Source organism: Sphingobacterium paludis (assembly GCF_004364125.1).
GTDB classification, from domain to species: domain Bacteria; phylum Bacteroidota; class Bacteroidia; order Sphingobacteriales; family Sphingobacteriaceae; genus Sphingobacterium; species Sphingobacterium paludis.
Genome location: NZ_SNZV01000005.1, coordinates 180,716 through 205,993 on the forward strand (window position 1 = coordinate 180,716; position 25,278 = coordinate 205,993).

General features: G+C 43.3%; 21 protein-coding genes, 1 tRNA gene and 1 pseudogene. 14 read left to right on the forward strand and 9 right to left on the reverse strand.

The window, feature by feature from the left end; genetic code table 11:
* The first annotated feature begins 6 nt into the window (after positions 1 to 6).
* On the forward strand, positions 7 to 1,317 hold the full coding sequence (locus tag B0I21_RS11095) for an ABC transporter permease (RefSeq protein WP_133640545.1): 1,311 nt from the start codon (positions 7 to 9) through the stop codon (positions 1,315 to 1,317).
* Positions 1,318 to 1,349: 32 nt separating this feature from the next.
* Positions 1,350 to 1,760, forward strand: a complete 411-nt coding sequence (locus tag B0I21_RS11100) for a hypothetical protein (protein WP_133640546.1) — start codon at positions 1,350 to 1,352, stop codon at positions 1,758 to 1,760.
* Between the two features lie 148 nt (positions 1,761 to 1,908).
* Here the strand turns inward: B0I21_RS11100 and B0I21_RS11105 are convergent, their stop codons facing one another.
* The 3 genes from B0I21_RS11105 to B0I21_RS11115 form a co-directional block, all read right to left on the reverse strand.
* Entirely contained in the window at positions 1,909 to 4,197 is a 2,289-nt protein-coding gene (locus B0I21_RS11105) for a GH92 family glycosyl hydrolase (protein WP_394346356.1), read from the reverse strand.
* Positions 4,198 to 4,280: 83 nt separating this feature from the next.
* On the reverse strand, positions 4,281 to 4,988 hold the full coding sequence (locus B0I21_RS11110) for a basic secretory protein-like protein (RefSeq protein ID WP_133640548.1): 708 nt from the start codon (positions 4,986 to 4,988) through the stop codon (positions 4,281 to 4,283).
* Between the two features lie 23 nt (positions 4,989 to 5,011).
* Positions 5,012 to 7,297: a GH92 family glycosyl hydrolase gene (locus B0I21_RS11115; protein ID WP_133640778.1), complete on the reverse strand. Its 2,286-nt coding sequence runs from the start codon at positions 7,295 to 7,297 to the stop codon at positions 5,012 to 5,014.
* Between the two features lie 346 nt (positions 7,298 to 7,643).
* Between B0I21_RS11115 and B0I21_RS11120 the strand changes: the two genes are divergently transcribed.
* Together B0I21_RS11120 and B0I21_RS11125 are read left to right on the forward strand one after the other, a co-directional pair.
* Entirely contained in the window at positions 7,644 to 9,038 is a 1,395-nt protein-coding gene (locus B0I21_RS11120; RefSeq protein WP_133640549.1) for a sensor histidine kinase, read from the forward strand.
* Positions 9,039 to 9,061: 23 nt separating this feature from the next.
* Positions 9,062 to 9,781: a response regulator transcription factor gene (locus B0I21_RS11125; protein ID WP_133640550.1), complete on the forward strand. Its 720-nt coding sequence runs from the start codon at positions 9,062 to 9,064 to the stop codon at positions 9,779 to 9,781.
* Between the two features lie 84 nt (positions 9,782 to 9,865).
* Here B0I21_RS11125 and lysA read toward each other — a convergent pair whose 3' ends face one another.
* The 4 genes from lysA to serC form a co-directional block, all read right to left on the reverse strand.
* On the reverse strand, positions 9,866 to 11,023 hold the full coding sequence (lysA, locus tag B0I21_RS11130; protein WP_394346357.1) for a diaminopimelate decarboxylase: 1,158 nt from the start codon (positions 11,021 to 11,023) through the stop codon (positions 9,866 to 9,868).
* Between the two features lie 16 nt (positions 11,024 to 11,039).
* A complete protein-coding gene (locus B0I21_RS11135; RefSeq protein ID WP_133640552.1) occupies positions 11,040 to 12,353 on the reverse strand; it encodes an aspartate kinase in 1,314 nt (437 codons plus the stop codon).
* 124 nt (positions 12,354 to 12,477) lie between these two features.
* Complete coding sequence (locus B0I21_RS11140) at positions 12,478 to 13,425, reverse strand: D-2-hydroxyacid dehydrogenase (RefSeq protein ID WP_133640553.1); 948 nt, start codon at positions 13,423 to 13,425, stop codon at positions 12,478 to 12,480.
* 92 nt (positions 13,426 to 13,517) lie between these two features.
* The gene (serC, locus tag B0I21_RS11145; RefSeq protein ID WP_133640554.1) at positions 13,518 to 14,588 is read right to left on the reverse strand and encodes a 3-phosphoserine/phosphohydroxythreonine transaminase; all 1,071 of its coding nucleotides are present in this window, start codon (positions 14,586 to 14,588) and stop codon (positions 13,518 to 13,520) included.
* A gap of 370 nt (positions 14,589 to 14,958) precedes the next feature.
* Between serC and gyrA the strand changes: the two genes are divergently transcribed.
* The 3 genes from gyrA to B0I21_RS11160 are packed head-to-tail and all read left to right on the forward strand — an operon-like array spanning position 14,959 to position 19,809.
* On the forward strand, positions 14,959 to 17,529 hold the full coding sequence (gene gyrA / locus B0I21_RS11150; protein ID WP_133640555.1) for a DNA gyrase subunit A: 2,571 nt from the start codon (positions 14,959 to 14,961) through the stop codon (positions 17,527 to 17,529).
* On the forward strand, positions 17,483 to 18,637 hold the full coding sequence (locus B0I21_RS11155) for a tetratricopeptide repeat protein (protein ID WP_243836059.1): 1,155 nt from the start codon (positions 17,483 to 17,485) through the stop codon (positions 18,635 to 18,637). The genes gyrA and B0I21_RS11155 overlap by 47 nt, the downstream gene beginning before the upstream one ends.
* Before the next feature lie 2 nt (positions 18,638 to 18,639).
* Positions 18,640 to 19,809: a tetratricopeptide repeat protein gene (locus tag B0I21_RS11160; protein WP_133640556.1), complete on the forward strand. Its 1,170-nt coding sequence runs from the start codon at positions 18,640 to 18,642 to the stop codon at positions 19,807 to 19,809.
* Between the two features lie 77 nt (positions 19,810 to 19,886).
* On the opposite strand, the gene B0I21_RS11165 is transcribed toward B0I21_RS11160, so the two are convergent.
* Positions 19,887 to 20,384 carry a lipocalin-like domain-containing protein gene (locus B0I21_RS11165; protein WP_133640557.1) on the reverse strand — a complete coding sequence of 166 codons (498 nt, stop codon included), beginning with the start codon at positions 20,382 to 20,384 and terminating at the stop codon, positions 19,887 to 19,889.
* Positions 20,385 to 20,509: 125 nt separating this feature from the next.
* On the opposite strand from B0I21_RS11165, the gene B0I21_RS11170 reads away from it, so the two are divergent.
* The 7 genes from B0I21_RS11170 to B0I21_RS11200 all read left to right on the forward strand — a co-directional run bounded on the left by B0I21_RS11170 (position 20,510) and on the right by B0I21_RS11200 (position 23,740).
* On the forward strand, positions 20,510 to 21,403 hold the full coding sequence (locus B0I21_RS11170) for a cupin-like domain-containing protein (protein ID WP_133640558.1): 894 nt from the start codon (positions 20,510 to 20,512) through the stop codon (positions 21,401 to 21,403).
* Positions 21,390 to 21,767: a YchJ family protein gene (locus tag B0I21_RS11175; protein WP_133640559.1), complete on the forward strand. Its 378-nt coding sequence runs from the start codon at positions 21,390 to 21,392 to the stop codon at positions 21,765 to 21,767. The genes B0I21_RS11170 and B0I21_RS11175 overlap by 14 nt, the downstream gene beginning before the upstream one ends.
* Positions 21,768 to 21,863: 96 nt before the next feature.
* Positions 21,864 to 22,232 carry a 30S ribosomal protein S6 gene (rpsF, locus tag B0I21_RS11180; RefSeq protein WP_037502740.1) on the forward strand — a complete coding sequence of 123 codons (369 nt, stop codon included), beginning with the start codon at positions 21,864 to 21,866 and terminating at the stop codon, positions 22,230 to 22,232.
* Positions 22,232 to 22,495 carry a 30S ribosomal protein S18 gene (gene rpsR, locus B0I21_RS11185; RefSeq protein WP_037502742.1) on the forward strand — a complete coding sequence of 88 codons (264 nt, stop codon included), beginning with the start codon at positions 22,232 to 22,234 and terminating at the stop codon, positions 22,493 to 22,495. The genes rpsF and rpsR overlap by 1 nt, the downstream gene beginning before the upstream one ends.
* A 12-nt stretch (positions 22,496 to 22,507) precedes the next feature.
* Positions 22,508 to 22,951 (forward strand): 50S ribosomal protein L9, encoded by a 444-nt coding sequence (gene rplI, locus B0I21_RS11190; RefSeq protein ID WP_133640560.1) that lies wholly within the window; start codon positions 22,508 to 22,510, stop codon positions 22,949 to 22,951.
* Positions 22,952 to 23,200: 249 nt separating this feature from the next.
* Positions 23,201 to 23,506, forward strand: a complete 306-nt coding sequence (locus tag B0I21_RS11195; RefSeq protein ID WP_133640561.1) for an LPXTG cell wall anchor domain-containing protein — start codon at positions 23,201 to 23,203, stop codon at positions 23,504 to 23,506.
* 161 nt (positions 23,507 to 23,667) lie between these two features.
* Positions 23,668 to 23,740 (forward strand) — tRNA-Lys (locus B0I21_RS11200).
* Between the two features lie 739 nt (positions 23,741 to 24,479).
* Here the strand turns inward: B0I21_RS11200 and B0I21_RS20380 are convergent.
* Positions 24,480 to 25,277, reverse strand: a pseudogene (locus B0I21_RS20380) (recombinase family protein); the annotation flags it as partial.
* Position 25,278 lies beyond the last annotated feature (1 nt).

Here is a 25,278-nt window from a genome sequence, read left to right on the forward strand (position 1 = left end):
TCCATTATGAACAAAATTCCATTAATCATACAACGCGAATATTTCAGCCGCGTCAAAAAGAAGTCTTTTTTACTGACGACATTTCTAGTCCCTCTTTTTTTTATAGGGATGTATGTCGGGGTTTTCTACCTCACAAAAAAGAGTTTTGATGACTCCCATGCTATTGTGCATATTGTCGACGAGCAGGGCACGGTTGCCAATCGGTTAAAGAGCAATAAAAATCTCACCTTCACCACATCTAGTGTTGCATTACAAAAAGAAATAGAAGATCTTAAAAAAGAAGAAGATAACACGAATATCCTAGTCGTTTCAAAAGATTTTTTCGAGACACGGCGTGTGGAGTTGCTATCATCAGGCAAACCCAATATCACGACCCAAAACGAGGTTAAGGACCAACTTAGGGACATCATTCGTAATGCAGAATATGAACGTCTGGGGCTCGATGGGGAAAACATAAAAAAAATTGATGATACGATACTAATCACGGCTAAGGAGCTCGGCGAAGATGGAGATGCAAAAGAAAGCCATACGGAGGTTGCTATGGGCATCGCGATGGCGCTGTCGGTGTTGGTGTATTTATCCCTGTTTCTTTACGGCGCACAGGTAATGCGCGGTATTATCGAAGAAAAAACGAGCCGCATTGTCGAGGTGATTATTTCATCTGTTAAACCTTTCCAATTGATGATGGGTAAAATCATCGGCATTGGGCTCGTTGGACTGACGCAGTTTCTATTGTGGTTGGTGCTTACTTTCGCTTTGACGAGCGCAGCTACGACGTTAATCTTCGATCAACAAGATATCAGCTCGCAGGCGGCAGCACAATCACTGCAAGGGGGACAAGGTCAAGCCGCCGCCCAAGGCATGGATTTCTTGAACGCGCTGCAATCGATCAACGTTGCCGAACTGCTGGTTTGCTTCTTCCTCTTTTTTCTAGGCGGATATTTCCTTTATAGTGCCTTATTTGCAGCAGTGGGATCGGCCGTCGACAGTGAAACGGAAGCAACACAGTTCACTATGCCCATCACCATGCCTCTGCTATTGACCTACATCTTGTCATTTGGCGTGTTAGTCAATGACCCTAATGGGACAATTGCGACCTGGTTAAGCTTCATTCCATTCACGTCTCCCATCGCTATGCTGGTGCGGGTGCCGTTCGGTGTTCCCACTTGGCAAATTGTGGTGTCACTGCTTATCTTGATAGCTGGTTTCCTTTTCACCACCTGGGTGGCTGGCCGGATTTACAAGACAGGCATATTGATGTATGGAAAAAAAGCGAGCTTTAAGGAGCTTATTAAATGGTTTAATTACAAAAGTTGATATATTTACCTACATGAACTAATATCAAAACCATGGCAACAACTTATAATGCAGAAAATAAAAGAGCTGGAACCCTCAAAAAAGTGTTAGGCTGGATCCTCGTCTTACTACTACTCTGTGGCGGCGGATATGTGTACTACCGGTATTATTTTGTCTTCGGCGAGGGGGTCAAATCCGGATACCTTAACTATGCTGTTAAAAAAGGCAACCTATTTAAGACCTACGAAGGCAAACTCATCCAAGAAGGGTTTGGGCGTTCTAAAATGGGTACTGGTATATCCAGCAATGAGTTTGAATTCTCTATCGTCAGTGATTCGATTTTCAACGTACTGGAGGTAAACAGCGGCAAGTACTTCGACCTGCATTATAAAGAATATCATGGCGTGTTACCTTGGCGTGGCAATACGCGTTATGTCGTAGATAAGGTCGTGAACATGAAATAATGCAGCTGCCTTTCAATACATCACACACGCCAAGGTGGCACAGTTGTGATGACCACAGGCTAATTTATAAAAAAAAGCGCCAGGGCTAATCCCCGGCGCTTTTTTTAAGCCTATTCCATCACAACGCTTCTAGCCGTACCTAACGTATTTATTTAGTAGGTTTGCTACTCATGACGAAGGTTAGGTTGCCTCCAGAAGCGATGTCTGCCTGCTTGATTTTGTAGCCATCAAGCTTTTTACCATTGAGCAGCACCTCTTTGACATACACATTTTTTGCAGATTGGTTTATAGCCTTCACCTCGAAGAGTTTACCATCTGCGAGCGTCAGTGTTGCCTGTTTCACCGCCGGACTACCTAGCCAGTATTCGTCACTAGCAGGGCTCACCGGATAAAAGCCTAGCGAACTGAAAAGATACCAAGCACTCATCTGTCCACAATCGTCGTTCCCGCCTAGTCCATCATAGCCCGTATGGTATTGGTTCTTAAGAATCATTCGGATGCGCTCCTGCCCTTTCCACGCCGTGCCTGCAAGATTATGCAAGTACACCACGTGATGAGCCGGCTCATTGCCGTGTACATAATTACCAATGATGCCTTCTCGCGTAATATCCTCGGTATTGGCGAAAAACTTATCGGGCAAATGCATCGTAAACAAGGAGTCCAAATAAACAGCTAAACGCTTCTTACCGCCCATAAGCTCCATCAATCCCTCCGGATTATGCGGCACATAGAGACTGTAGTTCCATGTATTTCCTTCAATAAAACCTTGGCCATGCGTTTCCAAGACATCAAATTTTGCGCGGAAGTTACCTTTCGAATCTTTTGGTCGCATAAAACCTATACGGTCATCAAACAGGTTTTTCCAGTTTTCTGCTCGCTTTGAGAAGGTCTGATACGTCTCTTCTTCGCCCAAATGTTTTGCTAATTGCGCGATACACCAATCATCATAAGCGTACTCCAATGTATTGGAAACGGAGGTGCCAGAAAGCTCGTCGGGTACGTAGCCCAAGTCGATATAGGGCCCTATACCCTCATAGCGCCTTGTATTTGCCGTTTGCACACAAGCAGCCAAGGCCGCCCGCGCATCCCCTTTATAAACGCCTTTAATAATGGCATCTGCGATTACTGACACGGCATGGTAACCACTCATACACCAATTATCATTGGCATAGTGTGACCAGATAGGAAGCATCTTCAATGCACTTTGATCATAATGCGCCATCATCGATGCCACCATATCGGCATTGCGTGCCGGGTTAACGAGATTCATATAGGGGTGGAAAGCTCGGAACGTATCCCAAAGTGAAAACGAGGTATAGTTCACGAAGCCATCGGCCTTGTGCACTTCTTGATCCAACCCTTTGTATTCCCCATTTGCATCCATGTATACGGTAGGCATCAACGCAGCATGGTACATAGCCGTATAGAAGTTAACGTAATCGTCTTTCGCTAACATATCTACTTTGATCTTTTGCAATTCCGATTCCCAAAGTTGCTGCCCAGCTTCTTTCACCCGCTCGAAGTCCCAATGTGGCACCTCTTCGTCCATATTCTGTAGCGCATTGCGCATACTGACGGGACTTAACGCGACCTTCATTTGCACCTGCTCAGCATCAGCTACCGAAAAGTCGAAATGCATTTTCAGTTGTTTGCCGGCGAGGTCTGGAAAGTTATCAGTCTGATCAAACTTTCGCCAAAAACCTTTGTACACCTGTTCTTTGCCATCGAACTTCGCACCGTAATTTTTAAAAGGTTTTGAAAAGCGCATCGCGAAATATACTGTTCGCGTCCTTGCCCACCCATTACTTTGCATATACCCTGTGATCAAGCTATCGTTTACGACACGGACAACAGTCCATACATTCTTATCATCATAGTTATAAATGCTGGATTTTAAATCCACAATGATGTGAGCATCCTCCGTTTTCGGAAAAGTATACCGGTGAAAACCAACGCGATTGGAAGTGGTCATCTCTGCCGTTACTTTAGGATCATCCAAAAACACTTTGTAATAATTTGCTTCGGCCGTTTCCTTAGCATGATCGAAACGCGAACGGTAGCCCTGTTCCGGATGTTCAGCCGTCCCCGGGTTTAGTTGTACTTTCCCCACGGTTGGCATAACGGCGATGTCGCCCAAATCCGAATGGCCGGTTCCGCTGAAATGCGTATGGCTAAATCCTACTATCGTTTGGTCTTTGTATTGGTAACCTGCACAATATTGGTAAACTTCCCCGTTGTATTTGCCGTTCATAGCATAGGGTATGGTATCGGTATCCGGACTTAACTGCACCGCACCAAATGGCACCGTCGCACCGGGAAACGTATGTCCCATTTTCGCCGTGCCGATGATTGGCGATACATACTGTACGAGCTCATTCTTCTGAGCAGCAGCGAAAATGGGTAAAAATAATAGTAAACCTAAATGTCTTAATTTCATCATATCTTCTTTTATGAAGAAGACCAAATTGAAGCCATTCGCCCCAATTCGGTCTTCTTTCACACGAACTTAATCATTATTTTCTAAATGGCTGGATTCGCTTTGTAACTCTCCCAAAGTGCCTGTAAAGATTTACCCGTTTGTTTCTCCCAGAACGAAGCTTCGTACTTCTTTTCGCGCATAGTCTTATCTAATTTTACTATGGTTCCTTTTTTGACTTTCGTTTCCAGCCAGTAGAAGAACCGAGCCGTGATTCTATAGGAATTTTCGTACGTGTGCTCAGGTTTTAAATCAGGCAGCTTCCAGTTTGCTCCGGCGTTATCGACGCCATCCACAAAGCGGACGTAATCCGCAATACCCTCGGTGATCCACCCGGGACCAGCATTTCCTGGATAGGCTTGCACCAAATGCATACCTTCATGCGTCACAATATCAATATCGCCTGGATTTTTCGCAAACCACGCTGGATTAAAACGTATGACGCCACCGCCTGCCGCAGCAATTCCATCGTAATCTGGATCCATCACAAAGACAACTTTGGTAGTTGCTTGCTTATTATATTGCTTTGCCAATTTGGGATAGGTTTTAAAAAAGGTATCGATCAACCGTTGCTTCACAACAGCATCGAAACCTTTCACTTTATCAATGTAAACCAGACTGTATTTACCTTTCGTCAACGTATCTACAGCTACGGCAACCTCCATATCTTTGTCTAGACGACTCCACCTATCTTGTGCGTTTGCTAGGAATGCCAGCCCACTGAGCAAGGCTGTAAAAAACAACTTTTTCATCGTATATCTGCTTGTTATTTAAATTAATACTTGTCGTTATCTAATGTAAATGAGTAGGGAACCGATTCCTTTTTCGTTCCACGCGAGGTATTGGGTTGACTGTCCATGTCCACAGCAAGATTGCCCCCATTCAATATGGTTTCGTGGCCAATCCAGTTTTTATCAAATGTCTTATTATTCAGTTTTGCAGACTTGATGTACCGGTTATCCGCGCTGTTGCTCGGCGATTCGATGGTAAATGTTTTTCCATTCTCCAGGTGTATGGTCGCCTTTTTAAAAAGTGGCGCACCCACAACGTATTGATCCATCGCCGGACATACCGGATAAAAGCCTAGTGCGGAGAAAACATACCAAGCGGAGGTTTGTCCGTTATCTTCGTCGCCGCAATAACCGTCTGGCGTAGGTTTGTACATGCGGTTAAGCACCTCCCGCGTCCAATATTGCGCCTTCCAAGGCTCACCCGCATAATTATACAGATAAATCATATGTTGGATAGGTTGATTTCCATGTGCGTATTGTCCCATATTGGCAATCTGCATCTCCCGGATTTCATGGATAACGCCTCTGTAATAACTATCATCAAAAGCGGGCACCTGATTAAATACAGAGTCCAGCATATTGACAAATACGGTGTTCCCTCCCATTAAATCGATAAGCCCCTGCACGTCGTGAAACACCGACCAGGAATAATGCCAGCTGTTGCCTTCCGTGAAGGCGTCTCCCCACTTTAAGGGATTGAAGGGCGATTGAAATTTACCGTCCTTATTTTTGCCGCGCATGAGTTTTGTTTCTGGGTCAAAAAGCTTCTTGTAGTTTTGTGAGCGCTCTGCGTATAGCTTGATTTCCTCTTTCGGGCGTTTCAAAGCTTTTGCCAAGCGGTAGATCGCGAAATCGTCATAAGCGTATTCCAGTGTTCGAGCTGCGTTCTCATTGATACCGACATCGTAAGGCACGTATCCTAATTCGTTATAATAGGCTACGCCCTTGCGTCCTACTGCCGTCATTGGCCCTTCGTTATTTGCACCATGCTGAAGCGCTTTATAAAGTGTTTCGATATCGTAACCCCGCAGCCCTTTGAGGTAAGCTTCAGCTACGACGGACGCAGAGTTGTTGCCCACCATAATATCGGCAAAGCCCGGGCTGCTCCATTCCGGCAAAAAACCACCTTCCTTATAACAGTTGAGCAGTCCTTCCTGCATTTCTTTATTAATGGATGGGTACAACATATTCAACAACGGGTAGAGCGCCCGGAATGTATCCCAAAAACCCGTACCGGCAAACATATAGCCAGGAAGCACTTCGCCTGTATATGGGCTGTAATGTACGACCTCACCCTGCTTATTGATCTCGTAGAGTTTATTCGGGAAGAACACCGTGCGATACAAGGTGCTGTAAAAAGTACGGTACTGTTCATCGGTAGCCCCTTCGATCTCTATTTTGCCCAATACCTCATTCCACTTTTGGCGGCCCTGCTGTTTAATGGTTTCGAAAGAATTATCTTTGAGCTCCTGCAGGTTCAGCTGCGCCTGTTCTGCGCTAATGAATGATGATGCTACTTTTGCTTGCACAACCTGCTGTTTGCCACTTTTGGCAAAGCCGATAATAGCTCCTGCATGTTTTCCTGATGTTTTCTTTCCGTCCAGTTTTTTACCTTCTTCCAAAATTTGAAAATTGTCGATAGGCTTGTCAAAGACGATGATGAAATGGTTTTTAAAATTTGGAAGTTTTCCGCGACTATAACGGCTGGAATAGCCAATTACCATATTCTTCTCCGGGATAACTTCAATCGCTGAACCTCGGTCGAAAGCGTCTAGCACAACGAAAGCGCTGTCAGCACCAGTAAAGGTGAAGCGAAACATGGACGCTCTTTCTGTTGGCGTTACCTCCGCCATCACATGATGATCAGCTAGATAAACACCATAATAGTAGGGCTTTGCAATTTCTGATTTATGTGAAAACCAACTTGCCCTTTTATCCTGGTCAAATTCGGCGTGCCCAGATATAGGCATCAGCGAGAACTGTCCATAATCATTCATCCAAGGCGAAGGTTGATGCGTCTGTTTGATACCCCGAATCTTATCCGACGCGTAGGTGTATTGCCAGCCATCACCATTCTTACCGGTTTGTGGCGTCCACATATTCATACCCCATGGCAGACCTACGGCGGGATACGTATTGCCATTCGATAGCGACACTTTGGAGTCTGTGCCCATCAGCGTGTTTACATAGTCTACGGGTGCCAATGCTGGCTGTTCCGCAATCGACAGACTGCTTTTTCTAGCCTTGTCAGCCTGCTGTTGTTGTGCCATGATCGCGGGGCTTTGGAACATACCTATTCCCAGCAAAACCATCAGCCAATTCTTAGTTGTCTTGTTTGTCATACTTTAGTGAAGGGTTTTTGTTGTGCATTTAGATGCATACCAGCTCGTTCAGATGATTTCCGATTTAGGCAATGTATAATACATCCCAAACTAACTATCAGCAAATTAAGACCTTCTTTCGCGAGATAGCTGTTAATGACTTCCTAATGAATTGTTAACGGATTGTTAATGGCAATTTTCTAAATCATCAAGAAAGAATATATTCGATTTTTATCGTAATATCGCATAAAGTTTGACGTCGAATCGACGTGCAATAGGAGCTCCGCACGAACACATGAATAAAAAACACATCCCCATATCGATCGTCAGTTTCGCTATACTGTTTGCGGTACAATATATATTGATTTACAACACCTTCGTCTTACGAAATAACCAATACCAGGTACAGGAGCGCAAGATTCTGGACAGCGCCTACCGTAGTCTGATGTTGAATGATAAGCTTTTCCCAGGCGGGCAGCAACTTATTGATTCTATCATCCGGCCTTACTATCCTATTTTTCGGGCTGCTGAAGAGCGCGGGCCTGATGAGTTTGACCGAGTCGCGCAAAGGTTTTGCGACACCCTATTCACCTCGCTGCAGTCGCGCAGTAACGCAGACAGCCTATTCCGTGAGCTTATCGCGAATGCTTCGCTGGATACCACGCTCAACTATGTCTTGATCATTACGGACTTTGAGATTACGTTTGACGGAAGAAATTACCACAAGATTTTGAAAGGTAGGTGGCAGCTAAACCATGACAGGCCTTATATCGTGATTGATGGCACACTGAATGTCGTCGATAAACAAAATCAGATTACAGGACTTACGGTAAGCAGCCCGCAAGACAACTCGTACAAGATTGCGTTTGAGTTGCATGCTGATAATCCCGATTCACGTTTCTACCGAATAATTAGGCAGATGGCACCTACACTAATCTTATCGGTCATTGCCATATCCTTGGTTATAGGGATCTATTTTCTGACCTACCGAAGCTGGGTCAGACAAAAGAAAATGACGGAAATGACATCTGACTTTTTAAATAGCATCACGCATGAATTTCATACCCCTATTACTACAATCATCGTGGCCAACCGAAGTATAGAAAATTTGGAGCGCGCAGCGACTCCCGAGAAGATCCATGAGTTTACGTCTATTATCGCACGGCAATCGTTGCGCCTACAAAAGCTGATTAAACAAGCCTTAAATATTACGGAATTAAACGAGTACAATCTCGAGAAAGAGAATTTTAAATTGGTGCCCTTATTAACAGAATCGGTCAGTGATTATACGCTATCTGTTAAGCAGGATGTCAAGCTAAAATTTATAAACGAGTTGCAGCACCCCGATATGGAGATAAAACTAAACAAGTTTCTATTCACAACCGCGGTGTATAATATTTTTGACAATGCCGTCAAATATAATACGGCTACCATAAAGACCATCAAAATCAGGTTGCTGGAGAAGCAAGACTTGATTGGTATTGAAATAAGCGACAACGGCATCGGCATGCATGAGGAGCAATTTCAGACTATTTTTCAGAAATTTTATCGGGGTAAAGAATACCTGAACAGACCGGGACTTGGATTAGGATTATTTTATGTAAAAAAGGTCGCCGAGGCACATGGCTGGCGTTTGGAGATTGCAAGTGTAAAAAACGTGGGGACCATTTTTACCATTTGGATTAATTAATCGACATTAAATAGGCATTTGCGATGGAGAAAAAAAGAAGGTTGTTATATGTTGAAGATGAGGCAGACTTAGGCAATGTGGTATCCCAATACCTGGAAATGGTCGGATTCGAAGTCGTTTGGGTGAAAAGCGCTTCGGACGCGCACGATGCATTTTGTTCCTTACCAACTTTTGATTTGATGCTTATCGACGTGCAGCTTCCGGATTATAATGGCTTCCAATTAGCGGAAGAGATTAGCGAGCGATCGGATAGCCAAGCTTTTTTGTTTCTGACCGCACGGCGAGAGAAAAAAGATCGTCTTCAGGGGCTTAATATTGGCGCTGATGACTACATTACCAAACCTTTCGATGTTGACGAATTGGTGTTACGTATCCGGAATATTTTAAAACGTTTAGATTTTCAACATATAAAGGCGGCGACCGAACCAACGGATCCTGTTGTGACCCAAATTGGCGACATGCAGATTAACCAAAACACCCATAAAATGCATTTTCCGGATGGCAAGCAGATCGATCTTACGTTGCGGGAAATGCAGGTTATGCTTTTTCTGTATAGGAATCAAGGAAAGCTTTTACGCAGAGAAGATATCTTGGTACAGATATGGGGCGAGAATGACTACTTTATGGGGCGAAGTCTTGACGTATTTATCTCCCGTATCCGAAAATTCCTGAAACATTCTCAACGGCTATCCATCGAAACGGTATACGGCTCGGGGTTTATTTTTCGTATATCGGAACCTTAGCGCATATTTCTTATCCGATGAATACTATCGGCCTATGCAAAAGGGCTCCCATAAAACCGGAAGCCCTTATACATGTCGCGCGATTTACAAATCACTGCTGTAGACATATCGAATCTCATCGCGAAGGTTATATCGGGATGCCATCACTTCACCATATGCACCGGCGGTGCGGATGGCTATCAAATCGCCGCGCTTGGATTCCGGCAGTGGAACTTCTTTCCCGAAGCAATCTGAGCTTTCACAAATTGGACCCACGACATCGTAGTTGAGCTTCGCTTGTTGATCTTCACCTACACGTTCTATCTTATGATAAGCTTGATAGAGCGCGGGGCGCATCAGTTCTGTCATACCGGCATCCAGCACCAGAAAATGCTTTTTGACACCGCTTTTTGTGTAGAGCACTTTACTTACTAAAGATCCACATTGCGCGATTAACGCACGGCCAAGTTCAAAATGTACCTCCTGCTGTGCGGTGCGCTCAAGGAATTTATCAAACACATTGAAATACGCTTCAAAATCGGGAATGGGATTGGTATCCGGATGTTGATAATCCACGCCGAGTCCGCCACCAACGTTAAGAATACGGATTTGGGTACCCCGCTCCTCAAACCAGGTTTTCCACTCGTTTACTTTCACGCATAAGCTTTTGAACACATTCATATCGGTAATCTGCGATCCTACATGGAAATGCAAACCCATCAGTTCCACATTCGTCGATTTTCGGATGACAGCAGCAGCTTGCTCTAACTCCGAGGTCGGTACGCCAAATTTATTCTCATCTAACCCCGTGGTGATATAATGATGTGTATGCGCATCAACATTTGGGTTGATGCGTAACGAAACATTCGCCATTACCCCCGCCTCGGCAGCCAGTTCGTTGATGACTTCCATCTCTTGTATGGATTCGACGTTGAACGTGAAAATTCCATGCTGAAGGGCCATACGAATCTCCTTATCCGATTTACCCACACCAGCAAAAGTGATCTGGTTGGCCGGGAACCCGGTGTCAATGGCTTTCTGTACTTCATTACCACTCACGCAATCCGCGCCAAAGCCTTGCTGCTGTATCTCAGCCAGCAAGCGATCGTTGAAATTTGCTTTCAAGGCGTAATGCACATGAAAGCCTCGCAGATCTGCTGCACGCTTGGCTTTGGTCAAGGTTTCCTGCAAAAGGTTCAGATCGTAATAATAAAATGGTGTTTCGAAGTTCTTAATTTTTTCTTCTTGCAATTTGTTAAACAACATACGCCCTTAATAGTTAAAATAATCTGTTGTGCAACGACCTTAACGCTTCCGTTTTGTGTTCGGTATCCAATACCATCGATACATTATAGTCCGAACCGCCATAGGAAACCATCCGTAGCGGAAGGTGCTTCACGGCGTCAAGTACGCGCGCAGCATAGCCATGCGTATTTGCACTAAAATCACCCACTACGCACACTATGGTTTGGTTGTGATCTACGCTGACGCGACCGAAATCTTCAACTTCTTTAATGATATCGCCTAAGTTCCGCGTATCATCGATTGTTAAAGAAACGGCTACCTCGGAGGTGGTAATCATATCGATTGGCGTTTTGTAGCGCTCGAATATTTCGAAAATCTTTCTCAGAAATCCATACGCCAAGAGCATACGTGAAGAGTGTATATGGATGGCCGTGATATCATCCTTTGCCGCAATCGCTCTTATTTGACCCGTTGTGCCACCTTCTTTACTTATCAGGGTTCCGGTTGCTTGCGGATCCATCGTATTCAACAGCCGCACGGGCACATTGTACTTTTGCGCAGGAAATACACTTTGTGGATGTAATATTTTCGCTCCGAAGTAGGCTAATTCAGCGGCCTCATCAAAACTCAAATTTGCTATCGGCGAGGTGTTTTTCACCACACGCGGATCATTATTGTGCATGCCATCAATATCGGTCCAGATCTGCACCTCGTCAGCCTGTATGGCGGCGCCGATTAGCGAAGCGGTGTAATCTGATCCGCCGCGACGGAGGTTATCTATTTCGCCAAAAGAATTGCGACAAATATAGCCCTGTGTGATAAATAACTGGTTGCTTCCGTGAATGCTGATCAGGTTAGATAATTTCTCCGCAATGTACTCCACTATGGGTTCATTATCCTCATCAATCTTCATGAAATCCAAAGCTGGCAATAACACCGAAGGAACGCCGATCTCTTCCAGATGGAAGTGAAATAAAGTCGTTGATAGCAACTCACCTTGCGCTAAGGTAATCTTCTCTTCTACAGGAGTGAACATTTCATTTCCTAAAGAAGATATATAGTTAAAATGGTAATCGATCAGATTTTTACCTTTTTCTTGTCCTTGCTCGGTTTGGAAAAGTTCCTTGATCAAATGCTCATACTTATTCTTATGTGTTTTGATCAGTTCAATAGCCGTTTCTCTTTTCCCGGCTAGAAATGCCTGGCTAATCTCCACCAACGCATTGGTTGTGCCTGCTACGGCGGATAATACAACAATTTGTCGCTCTTTTGGATCTACAATATCGAGCAGTCCTTTGATGCGCTGCGCACTACCTACCGATGTGCCGCCGAACTTTAAAATTTTCATAATTCGAATAAACTATTCTATAAAACGTGTAAAAGTAATTATTTCAGATTTGATTTTAAATAAAAATGCGGCACAACCGCTTTCCATAGCTATTGTGCCGCATAAAATGTGTTATGCGGAAGTCCTACTTCTTCAGTTGCTCAATAAGCAAGGAAGCAAGCTCGATACCGATACGCTCCTGCGCTTCATTGGTCGCCGCACCAATATGGGGGGTCAAGGATATACGCGGATGAGCTAATATCTCTTTTCTTGGTGTGGGTTCATCATCAAACACATCCAAGGCCGCAAAGGCCACTTTACCGGCGTCTAACGCTTCTACAAGGGCTAATTCATCAATCACCCCACCCCGTGATGCGTTAACAAGCCCTACTCCGTCTTTCAGTAAAGAAAATTCTTCTTTTCCTATGGCAGGCTTATCTAAGAAGGGAACATGTAAGGTAATGAAATCTGATGTTGTCAAAACCTCCTCGAAACTAACTTGCTTGACGGGCAGGTCAACAGTGACGCCCCCAGAAAATGTTACGGTCAAGGTTTTTGGGCCATCAAACAAATCTGTATACACGACATCCATACCCAACCCTAATGCCACCTTTGCCGTCTCTCGACCGATACGGCCAAAACCGACAACACCCAAGGTTTTGCCACGCAACTCGACACCCTTGGCGTAGGCTTTCTTTAGTCCTGCGAAATTTGTATCGCCCTCGATAGGCATTTTACGATTGGCATCATATAGGAATCGTACACCATTCAACAGATGCGCAAAGACCAACTCGGCCACAGATAACGAAGATGCCGCCGGCGTATTGATCACTGCAATTCCTTTCGAACGCGCGTATTCCACGTCAATATTGTCCATCCCTACACCACCGCGGCCTATCGCCTTGATATTTGGGCAAACATCGATCAACGCTTGCCTCAGCTTCGTAGCACTACGCACCGTAACGGCGTCATAGGCATTTAGCTTCTCCGCCAGTTCGTCCTGCGGTATATGGTTTGTATCTACTTCAAAACCGGCATCCTCCAACAGCTTCTTACCTGTTGCATCAATACCGTCGTTTGCTAAAATTCTCATTTTTTAAATTAAAAAGTTAAAAGTGATAAGTTAAAAGTCAAAAGTAACACATCGAAATTTAAAAATGACGACGATTGCTTTGACATTATCGCTTACGATTTTTGCTTTTCCTCAAACTCTTTCATCGCATCCACTAAAGCGTTGACGGATGATATGGTTAAAGCGTTGTAGATTGACGCACGGAAGCCCCCCACTGAACGATGTCCTTTCAGTCCTATCAAACCGCGTTCTTTGGCTAATGCTAAAAAGGCCGCTTCTTGTTCTTCCGTATCCATAACGAACGTCACATTCATCCGGGACCGGTCTTCTTCGCTTGCTGTTCCCTTGAAGAATGGGTTGCGCTCTATTTCTTCGTACAGCGTACGTGCTTTGATTATATTTTCTTGCTCAATGACAGACACCCCACCTTTTGCTTTTAACCAGCGAAGGTTAAGCAGGGAAACATATATAGAGTACACGGGCGGTGTATTGTACATCGAACCGGCTTTAGCATGCTGCTGGTAATCGAAGATACTGGGGACAATACGTCCGGATTTGCCAAACAAATCATTCTTAACAATAACCAAGGTTACCCCGGCTGGGCCCATATTTTTCTGTGCACCTGCATAGATCAAATCGAAATCGGCGACGTTGATAACACGGCTCAATATATCTGAAGACATATCCACTACGGTAGGAACACTGACTTTCGGTTTGTCAAATATTTCCGTTCCGTAGATCGTATTGTTTGATGTATAATGAAAATATGATGCATCCGCGGGCACCGCAAAGTCCTTCGGTATGTAGGTGTAATTTTTATCCGATGAAGACGCAACGATTTCCACATGACCGAGTTTGGAGGCTTCTTTAGCCGCCTTCGTTGCCCACACGCCGGTGTCCAAATAGGCTGCTTTTCCACCTTCCGGTAAAATGTTCATTGGCACCATCGCAAATTGCTGACTGGCACCACCTTGTAAAAAAAGCACCGAGTAATCGGCAGGAACGTCAAGCAACTCCCTCACCAGTGCTTCAGCTTCCACAACAACCTGCTCGAACTCTTTGGAACGGTGCGATATCTCAAGAATAGAAAGCCCGGTATTGTTAAAGTCAATAACTGCTTCGGAAGCTTCTTGAAATACTTCCTTTGGAAGAATGCATGGTCCTGCCCCAAAATTGTGTTTCATCGTTAATATATTAATAGTAAATAAATTATAACATAGCCACCTAACCTGCATCGGTTAAATGAAAAGCAAAAATAGCATATTTTTTAAATTTTTTCATGCATTTATAACTTTTGTTAAAAAAAATACAAATATTACGTTTTTTTAATAGAAATATGACATACCTGAATAAGCGTGATTCACCGTCTACAGCTGTCGGTACACCTCTGCCATCGATGCAAGGTACTGAGTTTGTGCAGGTCGTGCAAAAGCAGCGAAATAGGGCACACTTTTTAGCGGCCTTATATATACCTTAAAATTAAAAAAAATCGTAACTTCGCATGCGATGTGTGCAATCTCTTGACATATCAAGTTTTATCGAAACCGCATAAATATGGCTGAAGAAACAGAAAACGAAAACAATTTAGTCCCTGCTAACGACAGGATCATCCCTATTAACATCGAGGATCAAATGAAATCTGCCTACATAGATTATTCTATGTCAGTCATTGTTTCCCGCGCACTACCCGATGCCAGAGATGGAATGAAGCCGGTACACAGACGTGTACTTTACGGCATGTTAGACTTAGGGGTTACGAGTGGAAAACCTTATAAAAAATCTGCCCGTATCGTTGGAGACGTTTTAGGTAAATACCACCCACATGGTGACTCTTCTGTTTACGATGCAATGGTGCGTTTGGCGCAAGATTGGAGTATGCGCTATCCGCTAGTCGATGGTCAGGGTAACTACGGTTCCGTAGATGGAGACCCTCCGGCGGCAATGCGTTATACCGAAGCCAGACTGAAGAAAATTGCAGAGGAAATTTTGTCGGATATCAATAAGGATACTGTTGATTTTCAATTAAATTTTGATGACTCCTTGCAAGAGCCAACGGTATTGCCTACACGCATTCCGAACCTCTTGGTCAATGGCGCTTCGGGTATCGCTGTAGGTATGGCTACTAACATGGCTCCGCACAACCTTTCCGAAGTGATAGACGGTACCGTGGCTTATATTGATAATCGGGAGATTGAGGTTGCGGAACTTATGCAACATATAAAAGGTCCGGATTTTCCAACCGGCGGTATCATTTATGGTTACAATGGCGTGAAAGATGCGTTCGAAACGGGACGTGGCCGGGTGGTTATGCGCGGCAAGGCGGAAATTGAAACCCTAAAGAATGGGCGGGAGTGTATCATCGTAACGGAGATCCCTTACCAAGTCAATAAAGCCAACATGATCGAGCGTACAGCAGAGTTGGTTAACGAGAAAAAAATCGAAGGTATAGCAACCATCCGCGATGAGTCTGACCGGGAAGGATTCCGTATTGTTTACGAAATAAAACGAGAAGCCAATGCCAATGTGGTGTTGAATAATCTCTATAAGTATACAGCGCTACAAACTTCATTTTCAGTTAATAACATTGCGCTTGTTAAAGGGCGTCCTATGTTGCTGAATTTGAAAGACATGATCCATGAATTTGTGGAGCATAGGCATGAGGTGGTTATTCGCCGCACGAAGTTTGAGCTTGCCGAAGCTGAAAAGCGCGCACATATATTGGAGGGCTACCTGATCGCTTTGGATCACCTAGACGAAGTAATCAAGTTAATCCGTGCTTCTGCCACGCCGGAGGATGCGCGTTTAGGATTAATGGAGCAATTCGGCCTTACGGATATCCAGGCGCGCGCCATTTTGGATATGACGCTAAGACGGCTTACCGGACTAGAGCGTGATAAGATCAAAGAGGAATACGCCGAACTGATGAAAACTATCGAGTATTTGAGGGAAGTATTGGCAGACGAAGGTCTACGTATGAAGATTATCAAAGAAGAGCTCGTTGAGGTTAAAGAGAAGTATGGTGATGAACGCCGTTCGGTAATTGTTCACTCCGCTGAAGATATGCGTATGGAAGACTTCATCGATGATGAAGAGATTGTCATTACGATCTCGCATAACTCCTACGTGAAGCGCACGCCGCTAACGGAGTACCGTAGGCAAGGACGTGGCGGCAAAGGTGCCATAGGCTCTTCGACTCGCGAAGAAGACTTCACCGAGCACATTATCACGGCATCTGCCCACAACTACTTATTACTGTTTACTGATAAGGGACACTGCTTCTGGTTGCGTGCATTCGAAATACCGGAAGGAAGCCGAACATCTCGCGGTCGTGCATTACAAAACATCATCAATGTGCCGAAGGAGGAAAAGATCAAGGCTTTCATCAAGATTATAAACCTGAAAGATCAGGAATACTTGGAGAATAACTTCATCATCATGTGTACCAAAAAAGGTACAATTAAGAAGACGTCGCTGGAAGCGTATTCGCGTCCGCGTGCCAATGGTATCAATGCCATCAACATTAACGAGGGCGACGAGCTACTTGAAGCCTGCTTAACTACCGGTGGCAGCGAGATTGTTATGGCGCTACGTTCTGGACGAGCTATTCGTTTCAATGAAGGCAACGTAAGGCCAATGGGTCGAACAGCAACAGGTGTACGTGGTATCACGCTAGCAAGTGAAACCGATGAGGTTGTTGGCATGATTGCTGTAGATAGTTCAGATACCACGGTTCTTGTCGTTTCCGAGAAAGGATATGGCAAGCGTACATACATCGAAGACTACCGCGTCACGAATCGTGGAGGAAAAGGTGTAAAAACGATTAATGTAACCGATAAAACGGGCGGACTTGTGGCCATTAAAGGGGTGACCGATGCCGATGATCTGATGATGATTAACAAATCAGGCATTGTGATTCGCATAGGAGTCGAGACACTTCGGGTGATGGGTAGAGCGACACAGGGTGTGCGCTTGATTACACTGAAGGAATCGGACGCTATTGCATCCATCACGAAAGTTGCACGCGAGGAGGAAGAGGAAGCCGAGTTGGAAGAAGATTTGGACATCAATACAGATGATAATGAAGAATCAAACGGATCGACAGATACAGATGACAAGGAGCAATAAAAAATTTTCCACATTGCACGCCCTCGTTTCGGGGGTGTTGCTTTGTATTTCGGCTAATAGTGTGGCGCAATCAAACTACAAAGAGAGCAGCAACAGCTTTGCCTTTTACACACAGACAGGCGATCTAAAAAACCTGGAAAGTGCGAAAAAATTTATCGATGCCGCTTACCAGACCCGCCGGGATTCAACCAACACCCGGGTGAATGTGCTGCGGGCGATGATTTATAGTTCCATGGCTTACGCTGATTCGGCTCGCACCATCAAAAATGCGACTGACCCGATCAATATCACGTATAATTCCTTGGGAAAAATAAAGGCTAGAGATGTGCAGAATTATGCGGCAGAAATGAAGTATGTGAAGCAAAACCTTGCCGCAGCCCATATTTCCAATGCGAATAAGGCATTGGCAAAGCAAGATTATACGGCAGCCTATAACAGCTACCTAAAAGTGCGTGATTTGAACATTGCGAACTATGACGTGACCTATAATTTAGCGTTGTTGGCTGTACAGACCAAGCAATACGATTCTGCGGTCGGCTATTACAACCAGATTCTCAAAAATGATGATCCATCTGCTAGCCGCTATTTGGAATTGGTAAATGTCTACAATCAACTTGGCAACAAGCAGGCGGTCTTAAACACGTTGCAAACCGCTCGCACGAAATTCCCCGACAGCAAGAACGTATTGATGCGTTTAATTCAAGAGTTCGCACAAAATACCGAGTACAAAGCTATTGTTCCGCTAATCGATGAGGCCATTAAATATGAGCCGCAAAACGTTGAACTAAATTACCTTGCTGGTTATTCAAACGAAACTGTTGGAAACCTCGAGGTCGCAAAAAAATACTATCAACAAGTATTGCAGCTCAACGAGAACAATTACGAATCGAACCTGGCACTCGGACTCATCTACTTAAACGACTTCTTACGTGACGAAAATGACAATGAAGCGCAGTATAATGCGCAAAATTTGTTGCTGAAGGCAAACGAAATTCGTCCGTATGACGTTAATGCTTTGAAGTCTCTCTCATTATATTATGAGAAATCAGGCGATCTAGCACAACTAGATCGTGTTAAATTATTATTGAATCAACTATCAAATAATTAGGTATGAATGTAAAAAAAGCAATAGTATTTTCATTACTGGTAGCCGCAGGCAGCACCACTTTTGCACAGACGAGTAACTTGCGAAAAGCAAAAACTTCGCTTCAGAAGTTCCAAGAACTCCAAGCAGCTGGCTCTGCTGAGTTAGGAAAAAGCAACTTAGATGCCGCAAAAGAAGCAATTGATCAAGCTATCACGCATGATAAAACTAAAGATGATGCAGAAACTTGGACGTTTTACGCGTTAGTCAATGCAAATCTAGCTTCTTTAAATAGCACATCCGAAGCTGCTACTGCTGCGTCGGAAGGTATTAAGAAAGCTACTGAACTGGATAAGGATGGTAAAAATGCAGAAAATATCAAGGTTGCAGGCCAATTGTTAGGCCAGTTTAACTTCAATCAAGGTGTAGCGGCATGGGAAAAACAAGATTTCAAAACGGCCTACGGCTCTTTTGATCAAGCATTGGGTTACCTGCCAGGTGACACGACGCTGACCTACTACTCGGGTTTAGCGGCCATTCAAAATCAGGATTACCCTAACGCTATCAAAAAATTCAAAGAATTGGTTCCAGCGAAAGAGTTTTCGTCACATAAATCGGTTATGGTAGATCTTCCGAAGTTGTATTTATCTGCTCAGGATACAGCAAACGCTATCGAGTACGCTGCACAAGCTGCACAGGCGTATCCTAATGATAACGATGCTGCCGTACAGAATATTGAACTGAACTTAATCGTCGGTAACGAAGCGAAGGTAATTACAGATATTGAAAACCAAATTGCAAAAGATGGTAACAATAAATCATTGTATTACTATTTGGGTATTGCGCAATCTGCGTCGAACAACAACGACAAAGCGATCGAAGCTTACAAGAAAGCCGTGTCGATAGATCCGAATTACTCGGATGCAAACCGTAACGCTGCAGCGACCATTATCAATGGCGTCCGTGATGAATTGAATGCGTTGAATGAAAACAAGCAATTGTCAAATACTGACTACAATACAAAGTTAACAGCACTTAAAGAGAAGATCAAAACGGCTTTACCGTATCTAGACAAGGTGGTAGAGTTAAATCCAGAAGATAAAGATGCATTACGTAGTTTGAAAGGCTACTACGATTTCCAACAAGATGAAGCAAAATCTGCTGAAATCCAAGCGAAAATCGACGCTATAAACTAAAATAACCACTATTGGTAATAAAAAATGGACATCGAAATGATGTCCATTTTTTTGTTATATTACTTAACCACGATCTTTTATACCGCCAGTTCTCTGCGTACGCGCGCTGCCAACGCATCATCTGTTGAACGATCTGTTTTTTGCCAAGTCATGTAAGAATTAACGTATACCCCATTCGATAAAATAGCTTCAGTAGACTTTAAGTAAAGTATATCGCCCTCGAAATCTATTTTCCGACGCTGTATTTTATTCTTCCAGTTTGGAAACAGCGAACTTTCTACAGTGTAGGTCACGATGGCCGAGCTGTTATCAACTTTAAATTTACCACAGAACGCGATGTAACCTTGAAGGGATGATGTCATCTCTTCAGGGCTCGCTAATAACTTATCGTCGCTTTTATAAGGTAACCTATTGTCTTTGCTTATCTGCACAGACATGTAGCCGTCTGTTGTATACATTAGTAGTCCGTATGGGGTCTTCCCCATCGGAAATAGTGAATCATCACCTGCTATGGGGACTTCGATGTAGGATAAAAGTTTCCAAGTTCCTACCAATTCGTTTTTGAGTGATGTCATAAAAATAGTTTTATGTTTAGTCTATATGCATAACGTAATTATATTTTGCTTAGTTTATCGGAAAATCGGAATGATACTATTTTGACAGAAATATTTTTGTTACATTTAGCTACCAAAATGATGTTATGCTTTTATCGAAAGTTGATACCGTTGAAAATATAAGTAAAGAGGATTTTTTAAAGAGGTATTTCCGGCCTCAAAAACCGGTTTTAATCAAGGGCTTGGCGAAATCTTGGGAGGCTTATGATAAATGGAATTTAGAGTACATATTTGAGCAGGCAGGTGATCAAGTTGTCGGATTATATGATAATAAGCCAGCCGATCCGAATAAAGCTACCGATGAACCTGTTACGTTTATGAAGATGCGGGAATACATCCGCCTGATCAAGAGCGAGCCATCGGATCTACGCATTTTCTTTTACATCATTACGGATAAGCTGCCGGCATTATTGAAGAACTTCACGTACCCGGACTTGGGGTTTAAGTATTTCAAACGCATTCCCACCCTCTTCTTTGGTGGCAGCGAAGCGCGTGTATTAATGCACTATGATGTTGATCTTGGTGATCTGCTACATTTCCAGTTTGAGGGTAAAAAACGTGTTTTGCTATTTCCACCCGATCAAGCACCCTATCTTTATAAAGTTCCCCTTTCGGTGCATACGGTTTACAATATCGACTACGAGAATCCGGATTACACGCTATTTCCCGCTTTGGAACATGCTGCGGGTTACGAAATTTTCATGGAACACGGCGATGCGCTATTTATGCCTAGTGGATATTGGCATTTCAACCGTTACCTTGAGGCGGGGTTTTCGGTAACCCTCCGCTCCTTCCCTTCCTCGCCAAAGCGTCTTTTAAAGATGCTCAAGGAAGTTTTTGTTATGCGGTATACGGACAAGCTTATGCGTAAACTGTGGAAAGGAAAATGGGTAGCCTATAAACAGCAATCGGCATTTAAAAAGAGCCAGGCGGCGCTGAATAGGAAACGTAATCAGCCTCATGAACATGGTAAATTGTAATTGTGGGTCTGCCCGCTTTTATGCGGATTGCTGTTTGCTTGTGCATCAGGATAGACAGGCAGCCATAACAGCTGAACAATTAATGCGGGCACGCTATACTGCTTTTACCCGATCGCTGATCGATTTCCTTTACGACAGCTTTCATCCGGATAGTCGGCGCTATCAAAACAAGAAGGAGATAGCGGCTTGGGCGCAAGAAAACAAATGGATGCATTTGGAAATTATACAGGCCAGTACAACTACGGTCGAGTTTAAGGCCCACTACCTTGATAAACAGTTTGAGCCGGCCGTGCACCACGAAAAATCACGCTTCAAAAAAGATCGAGGAATATGGTATTATCTCGATGGCCGGCTGCTTTCCTAATTTTTTTAATAGACATTGCATAAAGAAAGAATTATTTTGTACCTTTGCACTTCCGTAAGTGCGGAAAGTATTATTTAATTAACAAATTTATTAAAAATGCAACAGTACGAATCTGTCATCATTCTTACCCCGTTGCTTTCTGAGGAGGCTGCGAAAGAAGTAATCGCAAAATTCAAAACTATCCTTTCAGAAGGCGGAGCCGAGATTGTCGCTGAAGACAATTGGGGTTTGAAAAAATTAGCGTATCCAATCCAGAAAAAAACGACTGGATTTTATCACTTAACTGAATTCAAGGCTCCAGGTGAATTAATTAAAAAATTAGAGCTCGAATACAAGCGTGATGAGCGTGTAATGCGTTTCTTAACTATTGCTCTAGACAAACATGCATTGGCTTACAACGAGAAAAAACGTAGCGGTGCATTCAATAAAAAAGCAGAAACTAAAACTGAGGAGGTAGCAAACTAATGGCAAACGAAAACATCCAATACGTAACTGCCCCTAAAGTAGAGGACAACCGTAAAAAATATTGTCGTTTCAAAAAGAACGGTATCAAATATATCGACTACAAAGACGCGAACTTCTTAATGAAATTTGTGAACGATCAAGGTAAAATCTTACCTCGTCGTCTTACAGGTACATCTTTGAAATTTCAACGTAAAGTTGCTCAAGCTGTTAAACGCGCACGTATCGTTGGATTATTACCTTACGTAGCTGATTCATTAAAATAAGGAGGATACGACATGGAAATCATTTTAAAACAAGACATTAAGCACCTTGGTGAAAAGGACGATGTAGTGGTTGTAAAGCCAGGTTACGGTCGTAACTACTTAATCCCTCAAGGATTTGCTGTTTTAGCAACTTCTTCTGCAAAAAAAGTATTGGCTGAGAATATCAAACAAGCGCAATTCAAGCAAGAGAAGATCAAAAAAGATGCAACAGAATTAGCTGGTAAATTAGAAAGCGTTAAACTTTCTATCGGCGCAAAAGCTGGTGAATCAGGTAAAATCTTTGGTAAAGTAAATAGCATTCAAATTGCTGAAGCTTTGAAAGCACAAGGTTTTGACGTTGATCGTCGTCGCATCACATTCGAAGAAGAGCCTAAGCATTTAGGTGAGTATGTAGCTAACTTAAACTTACACAAAGAAGTTAAAGTTCAAGTTCCTTTCGAAGTCGTTGCTGACTAATTACGCTTTGAACGAATTAAAAGAGGGATATGAGCAATCATATCCCTCTTTTTTTTTGCTTCCACAGCGCACTCCCCCCTCTATATTTATTTTTAAATGTAGAATAACATTATTTTCGTTTCTTTGTTATTGCATACAGATACGATACCAACGGTGACTATAAACGAACATATAAGAAAATGTCCATGCGATATATGTCATATGGAATCATCCGCTTGGGCCGTATAACTTTTAAGACTAATATTAAGCATGAAACCAAAAACTATCATATTTGGCTTGCTAGCCGCTGTTGTCATCATCGTTCTATTCAATAATAAAGAAGAAGCGAGCTTTTGGTTCTTCGGAGAGATACGCACATCAAAATTATTGATCCTTGGAATTTTTTTCCTTTTAGGAGTTATTATGGGTGGAATTCTGTTTCGCAGGCGACGTAAGCCCACGAGCACGACTTCAGCTCATGACAATCAGCCCATACCTGCAAACGACGAAGTATCAGCTGACCCCTACCCACATTTGTCTGCAGAAGACCGTAATTTTCTCGGCAAAAACGATTAATAAGATGCCTTGCAATTTATCTATGCACTTGAGGAAATCTGTGCTATTAGTTTAACACAATTTCTTTAAATTTTATCAGCGAATAAAGCGATATTTTTATTTGCAAATTTGCCAGATTTTCCTACCTTTGCGTCTCTTTAAACGCAGTAATAAAGAAAAACGATTCTGTAGCTCAGCTGGTAGAGCAATACACTTTTAATGTATGGGTCCTGGGTTCGAATCCCAGCGGGATCACGTCTTGGGACAAGTCTAAAAATAATAGACTTGTCCCATTTTTTTTGCCCTGTAACTTGCTGTTATCCTGATAGATAAGAGCAATAGCAGAATTTAGTCTCGGAGTTCGATGTCTTTTTCCGTCAAATTCCAAAAAATCGGGGAACATCGAACTCACTATAAGCCTTTTTTCCTCAATATCGCCGTTTTCATAGCGTCTATCAATGTTTGCGACCTTTTTTAAGGTGGATGCTACCAAGTCTTTTATCTCTGTTCCCACTACTGCCAAGTCGTTTAATCTACGTTCCAAAACCTCAATCTTTCCTTTGGTCAATTTCTTTACTTCTTGAAAATCGTCATCTGCCATTTCTCCATCGGCATTCTTTAAAAGCGCATTTTGATAGCGTTTGTTCAACGCATCAATCTCACCTATGATATTTGTCCGTTCGGTATTTTGGGCTTTGGTTTTGTTATTGGAGTCTTTTATAAAGGCTTCGATAAAAACATCGACCATACCCTCTTTTGGCGACATATACCGTAACTGTTTTAAGAAAGCCTCATTGGCGGTTTCGGCTTTGAACCGTACTCCGCAGGAGGAAGTGCAATGATAGTAGTAATAGTAATTGCCCATCTTTCCCTTTGAGGCACTCCCTGTGAGCATCCTATTACAATTAGGGTTAGGGCATTTAATAAACCCTCTAAGCGGTAGATTGTCCATAGCCACAATTTTAGGCTTTACAACCCTCTTTCTCCCATCGAGAATATCCTGTACATCCGCAAACGTCTTTTCGCTGATTAATGGCTCATGCTGTCCTTTGACAAAATATCCCTTTTCCTCTTTGTATGGAGGAATGAATATTTTGCCACAGTACAAGGGATTTCGGACAGCTACCCAAAAGTTATTTTTGCTGAACCGCCCCTTTCCATCGGCTTTCTCCCGAACCATCTTCCATATCTGTTCGGTATTGAAGTTATTGGAAACGATTTGTTCAAACGCCCATTTTAAAAGCGGTGCTTCAAATTCATGGGGTGCAATGAACTTCTTTTTGCCCTCTGTTATCTTATTGGCATATCCCAATGGAGCAGTACCCATATACCGCCCCTCTTTTTTCGCCCTGCGCATCCCGTGAAACACATTTAATGCACGCCTGTCGTTCTCAACTTCCGGTGATGCAAGATAGAACGCAAGCATGATTTTATTTTCGGGAATGGTAAGGTCTAAGGGCTGTTCTATCGCAACAGGCTCAGCGCCATGTGTCCGCAACTGGTTAATCATCTGATAGGCATCCCCTGCGTTCCTACTGAACCTATCCCATTTGGTAAATAATATTATCGACCCCGCTTTGTTGTTCTTTGTCTTGCGTAGGTTGGATAAATATTTCTGCCACTCTGGACGTTTGAACGATTTTGCCGAATGGTCTTCTACGTAAACATCCCTTACCGGAATGCCTTTTATCTCACAATATTTTCTTAATCGGTCTTCTTGGTCACGTTGCGAATATCCCTTATCCGCTTGCTCGTCTGTCGATACACGTATGTATAAATCTGCCTTTTTCATT

Bases quoted from the DNA above. Each gene is read 5' to 3' on its own strand.
- B0I21_RS11095 (WP_133640545.1), top strand. From the start codon at position 7: ATGAACAAAATTCCATTAATCATACAACGCGAATATTTCAGCCGCGTC.
- B0I21_RS11100 (WP_133640546.1), top strand. From the start codon at position 1,350: ATGGCAACAACTTATAATGCAGAAAATAAAAGAGCTGGAACCCTCAAA.
- B0I21_RS11105 (WP_394346356.1), bottom strand. From the start codon at position 4,197: ATGAAATTAAGACATTTAGGTTTACTATTATTTTTACCCATTTTCGCT.
- B0I21_RS11110 (WP_133640548.1), bottom strand. From the start codon at position 4,988: ATGAAAAAGTTGTTTTTTACAGCCTTGCTCAGTGGGCTGGCATTCCTA.
- B0I21_RS11115 (WP_133640778.1), bottom strand. From the start codon at position 7,297: ATGGCACAACAACAGCAGGCTGACAAGGCTAGAAAAAGCAGTCTGTCG.
- B0I21_RS11120 (WP_133640549.1), top strand. From the start codon at position 7,644: ATGAATAAAAAACACATCCCCATATCGATCGTCAGTTTCGCTATACTG.
- B0I21_RS11125 (WP_133640550.1), top strand. From the start codon at position 9,062: ATGGAGAAAAAAAGAAGGTTGTTATATGTTGAAGATGAGGCAGACTTA.
- B0I21_RS11135 (WP_133640552.1), bottom strand. From the start codon at position 12,353: ATGAAAATTTTAAAGTTCGGCGGCACATCGGTAGGTAGTGCGCAGCGC.
- B0I21_RS11140 (WP_133640553.1), bottom strand. From the start codon at position 13,425: ATGAGAATTTTAGCAAACGACGGTATTGATGCAACAGGTAAGAAGCTG.
- serC (WP_133640554.1), bottom strand. From the start codon at position 14,588: ATGAAACACAATTTTGGGGCAGGACCATGCATTCTTCCAAAGGAAGTA.
- gyrA (WP_133640555.1), top strand. From the start codon at position 14,959: ATGGCTGAAGAAACAGAAAACGAAAACAATTTAGTCCCTGCTAACGAC.
- B0I21_RS11155 (WP_243836059.1), top strand. From the start codon at position 17,483: ATGAAGAATCAAACGGATCGACAGATACAGATGACAAGGAGCAATAAA.
- B0I21_RS11160 (WP_133640556.1), top strand. From the start codon at position 18,640: ATGAATGTAAAAAAAGCAATAGTATTTTCATTACTGGTAGCCGCAGGC.
- B0I21_RS11165 (WP_133640557.1), bottom strand. From the start codon at position 20,384: ATGACATCACTCAAAAACGAATTGGTAGGAACTTGGAAACTTTTATCC.
- B0I21_RS11170 (WP_133640558.1), top strand. From the start codon at position 20,510: ATGCTTTTATCGAAAGTTGATACCGTTGAAAATATAAGTAAAGAGGAT.
- B0I21_RS11175 (WP_133640559.1), top strand. From the start codon at position 21,390: ATGGTAAATTGTAATTGTGGGTCTGCCCGCTTTTATGCGGATTGCTGT.
- rpsF (WP_037502740.1), top strand. From the start codon at position 21,864: ATGCAACAGTACGAATCTGTCATCATTCTTACCCCGTTGCTTTCTGAG.
- rpsR (WP_037502742.1), top strand. From the start codon at position 22,232: ATGGCAAACGAAAACATCCAATACGTAACTGCCCCTAAAGTAGAGGAC.
- rplI (WP_133640560.1), top strand. From the start codon at position 22,508: ATGGAAATCATTTTAAAACAAGACATTAAGCACCTTGGTGAAAAGGAC.
- B0I21_RS11195 (WP_133640561.1), top strand. From the start codon at position 23,201: ATGAAACCAAAAACTATCATATTTGGCTTGCTAGCCGCTGTTGTCATC.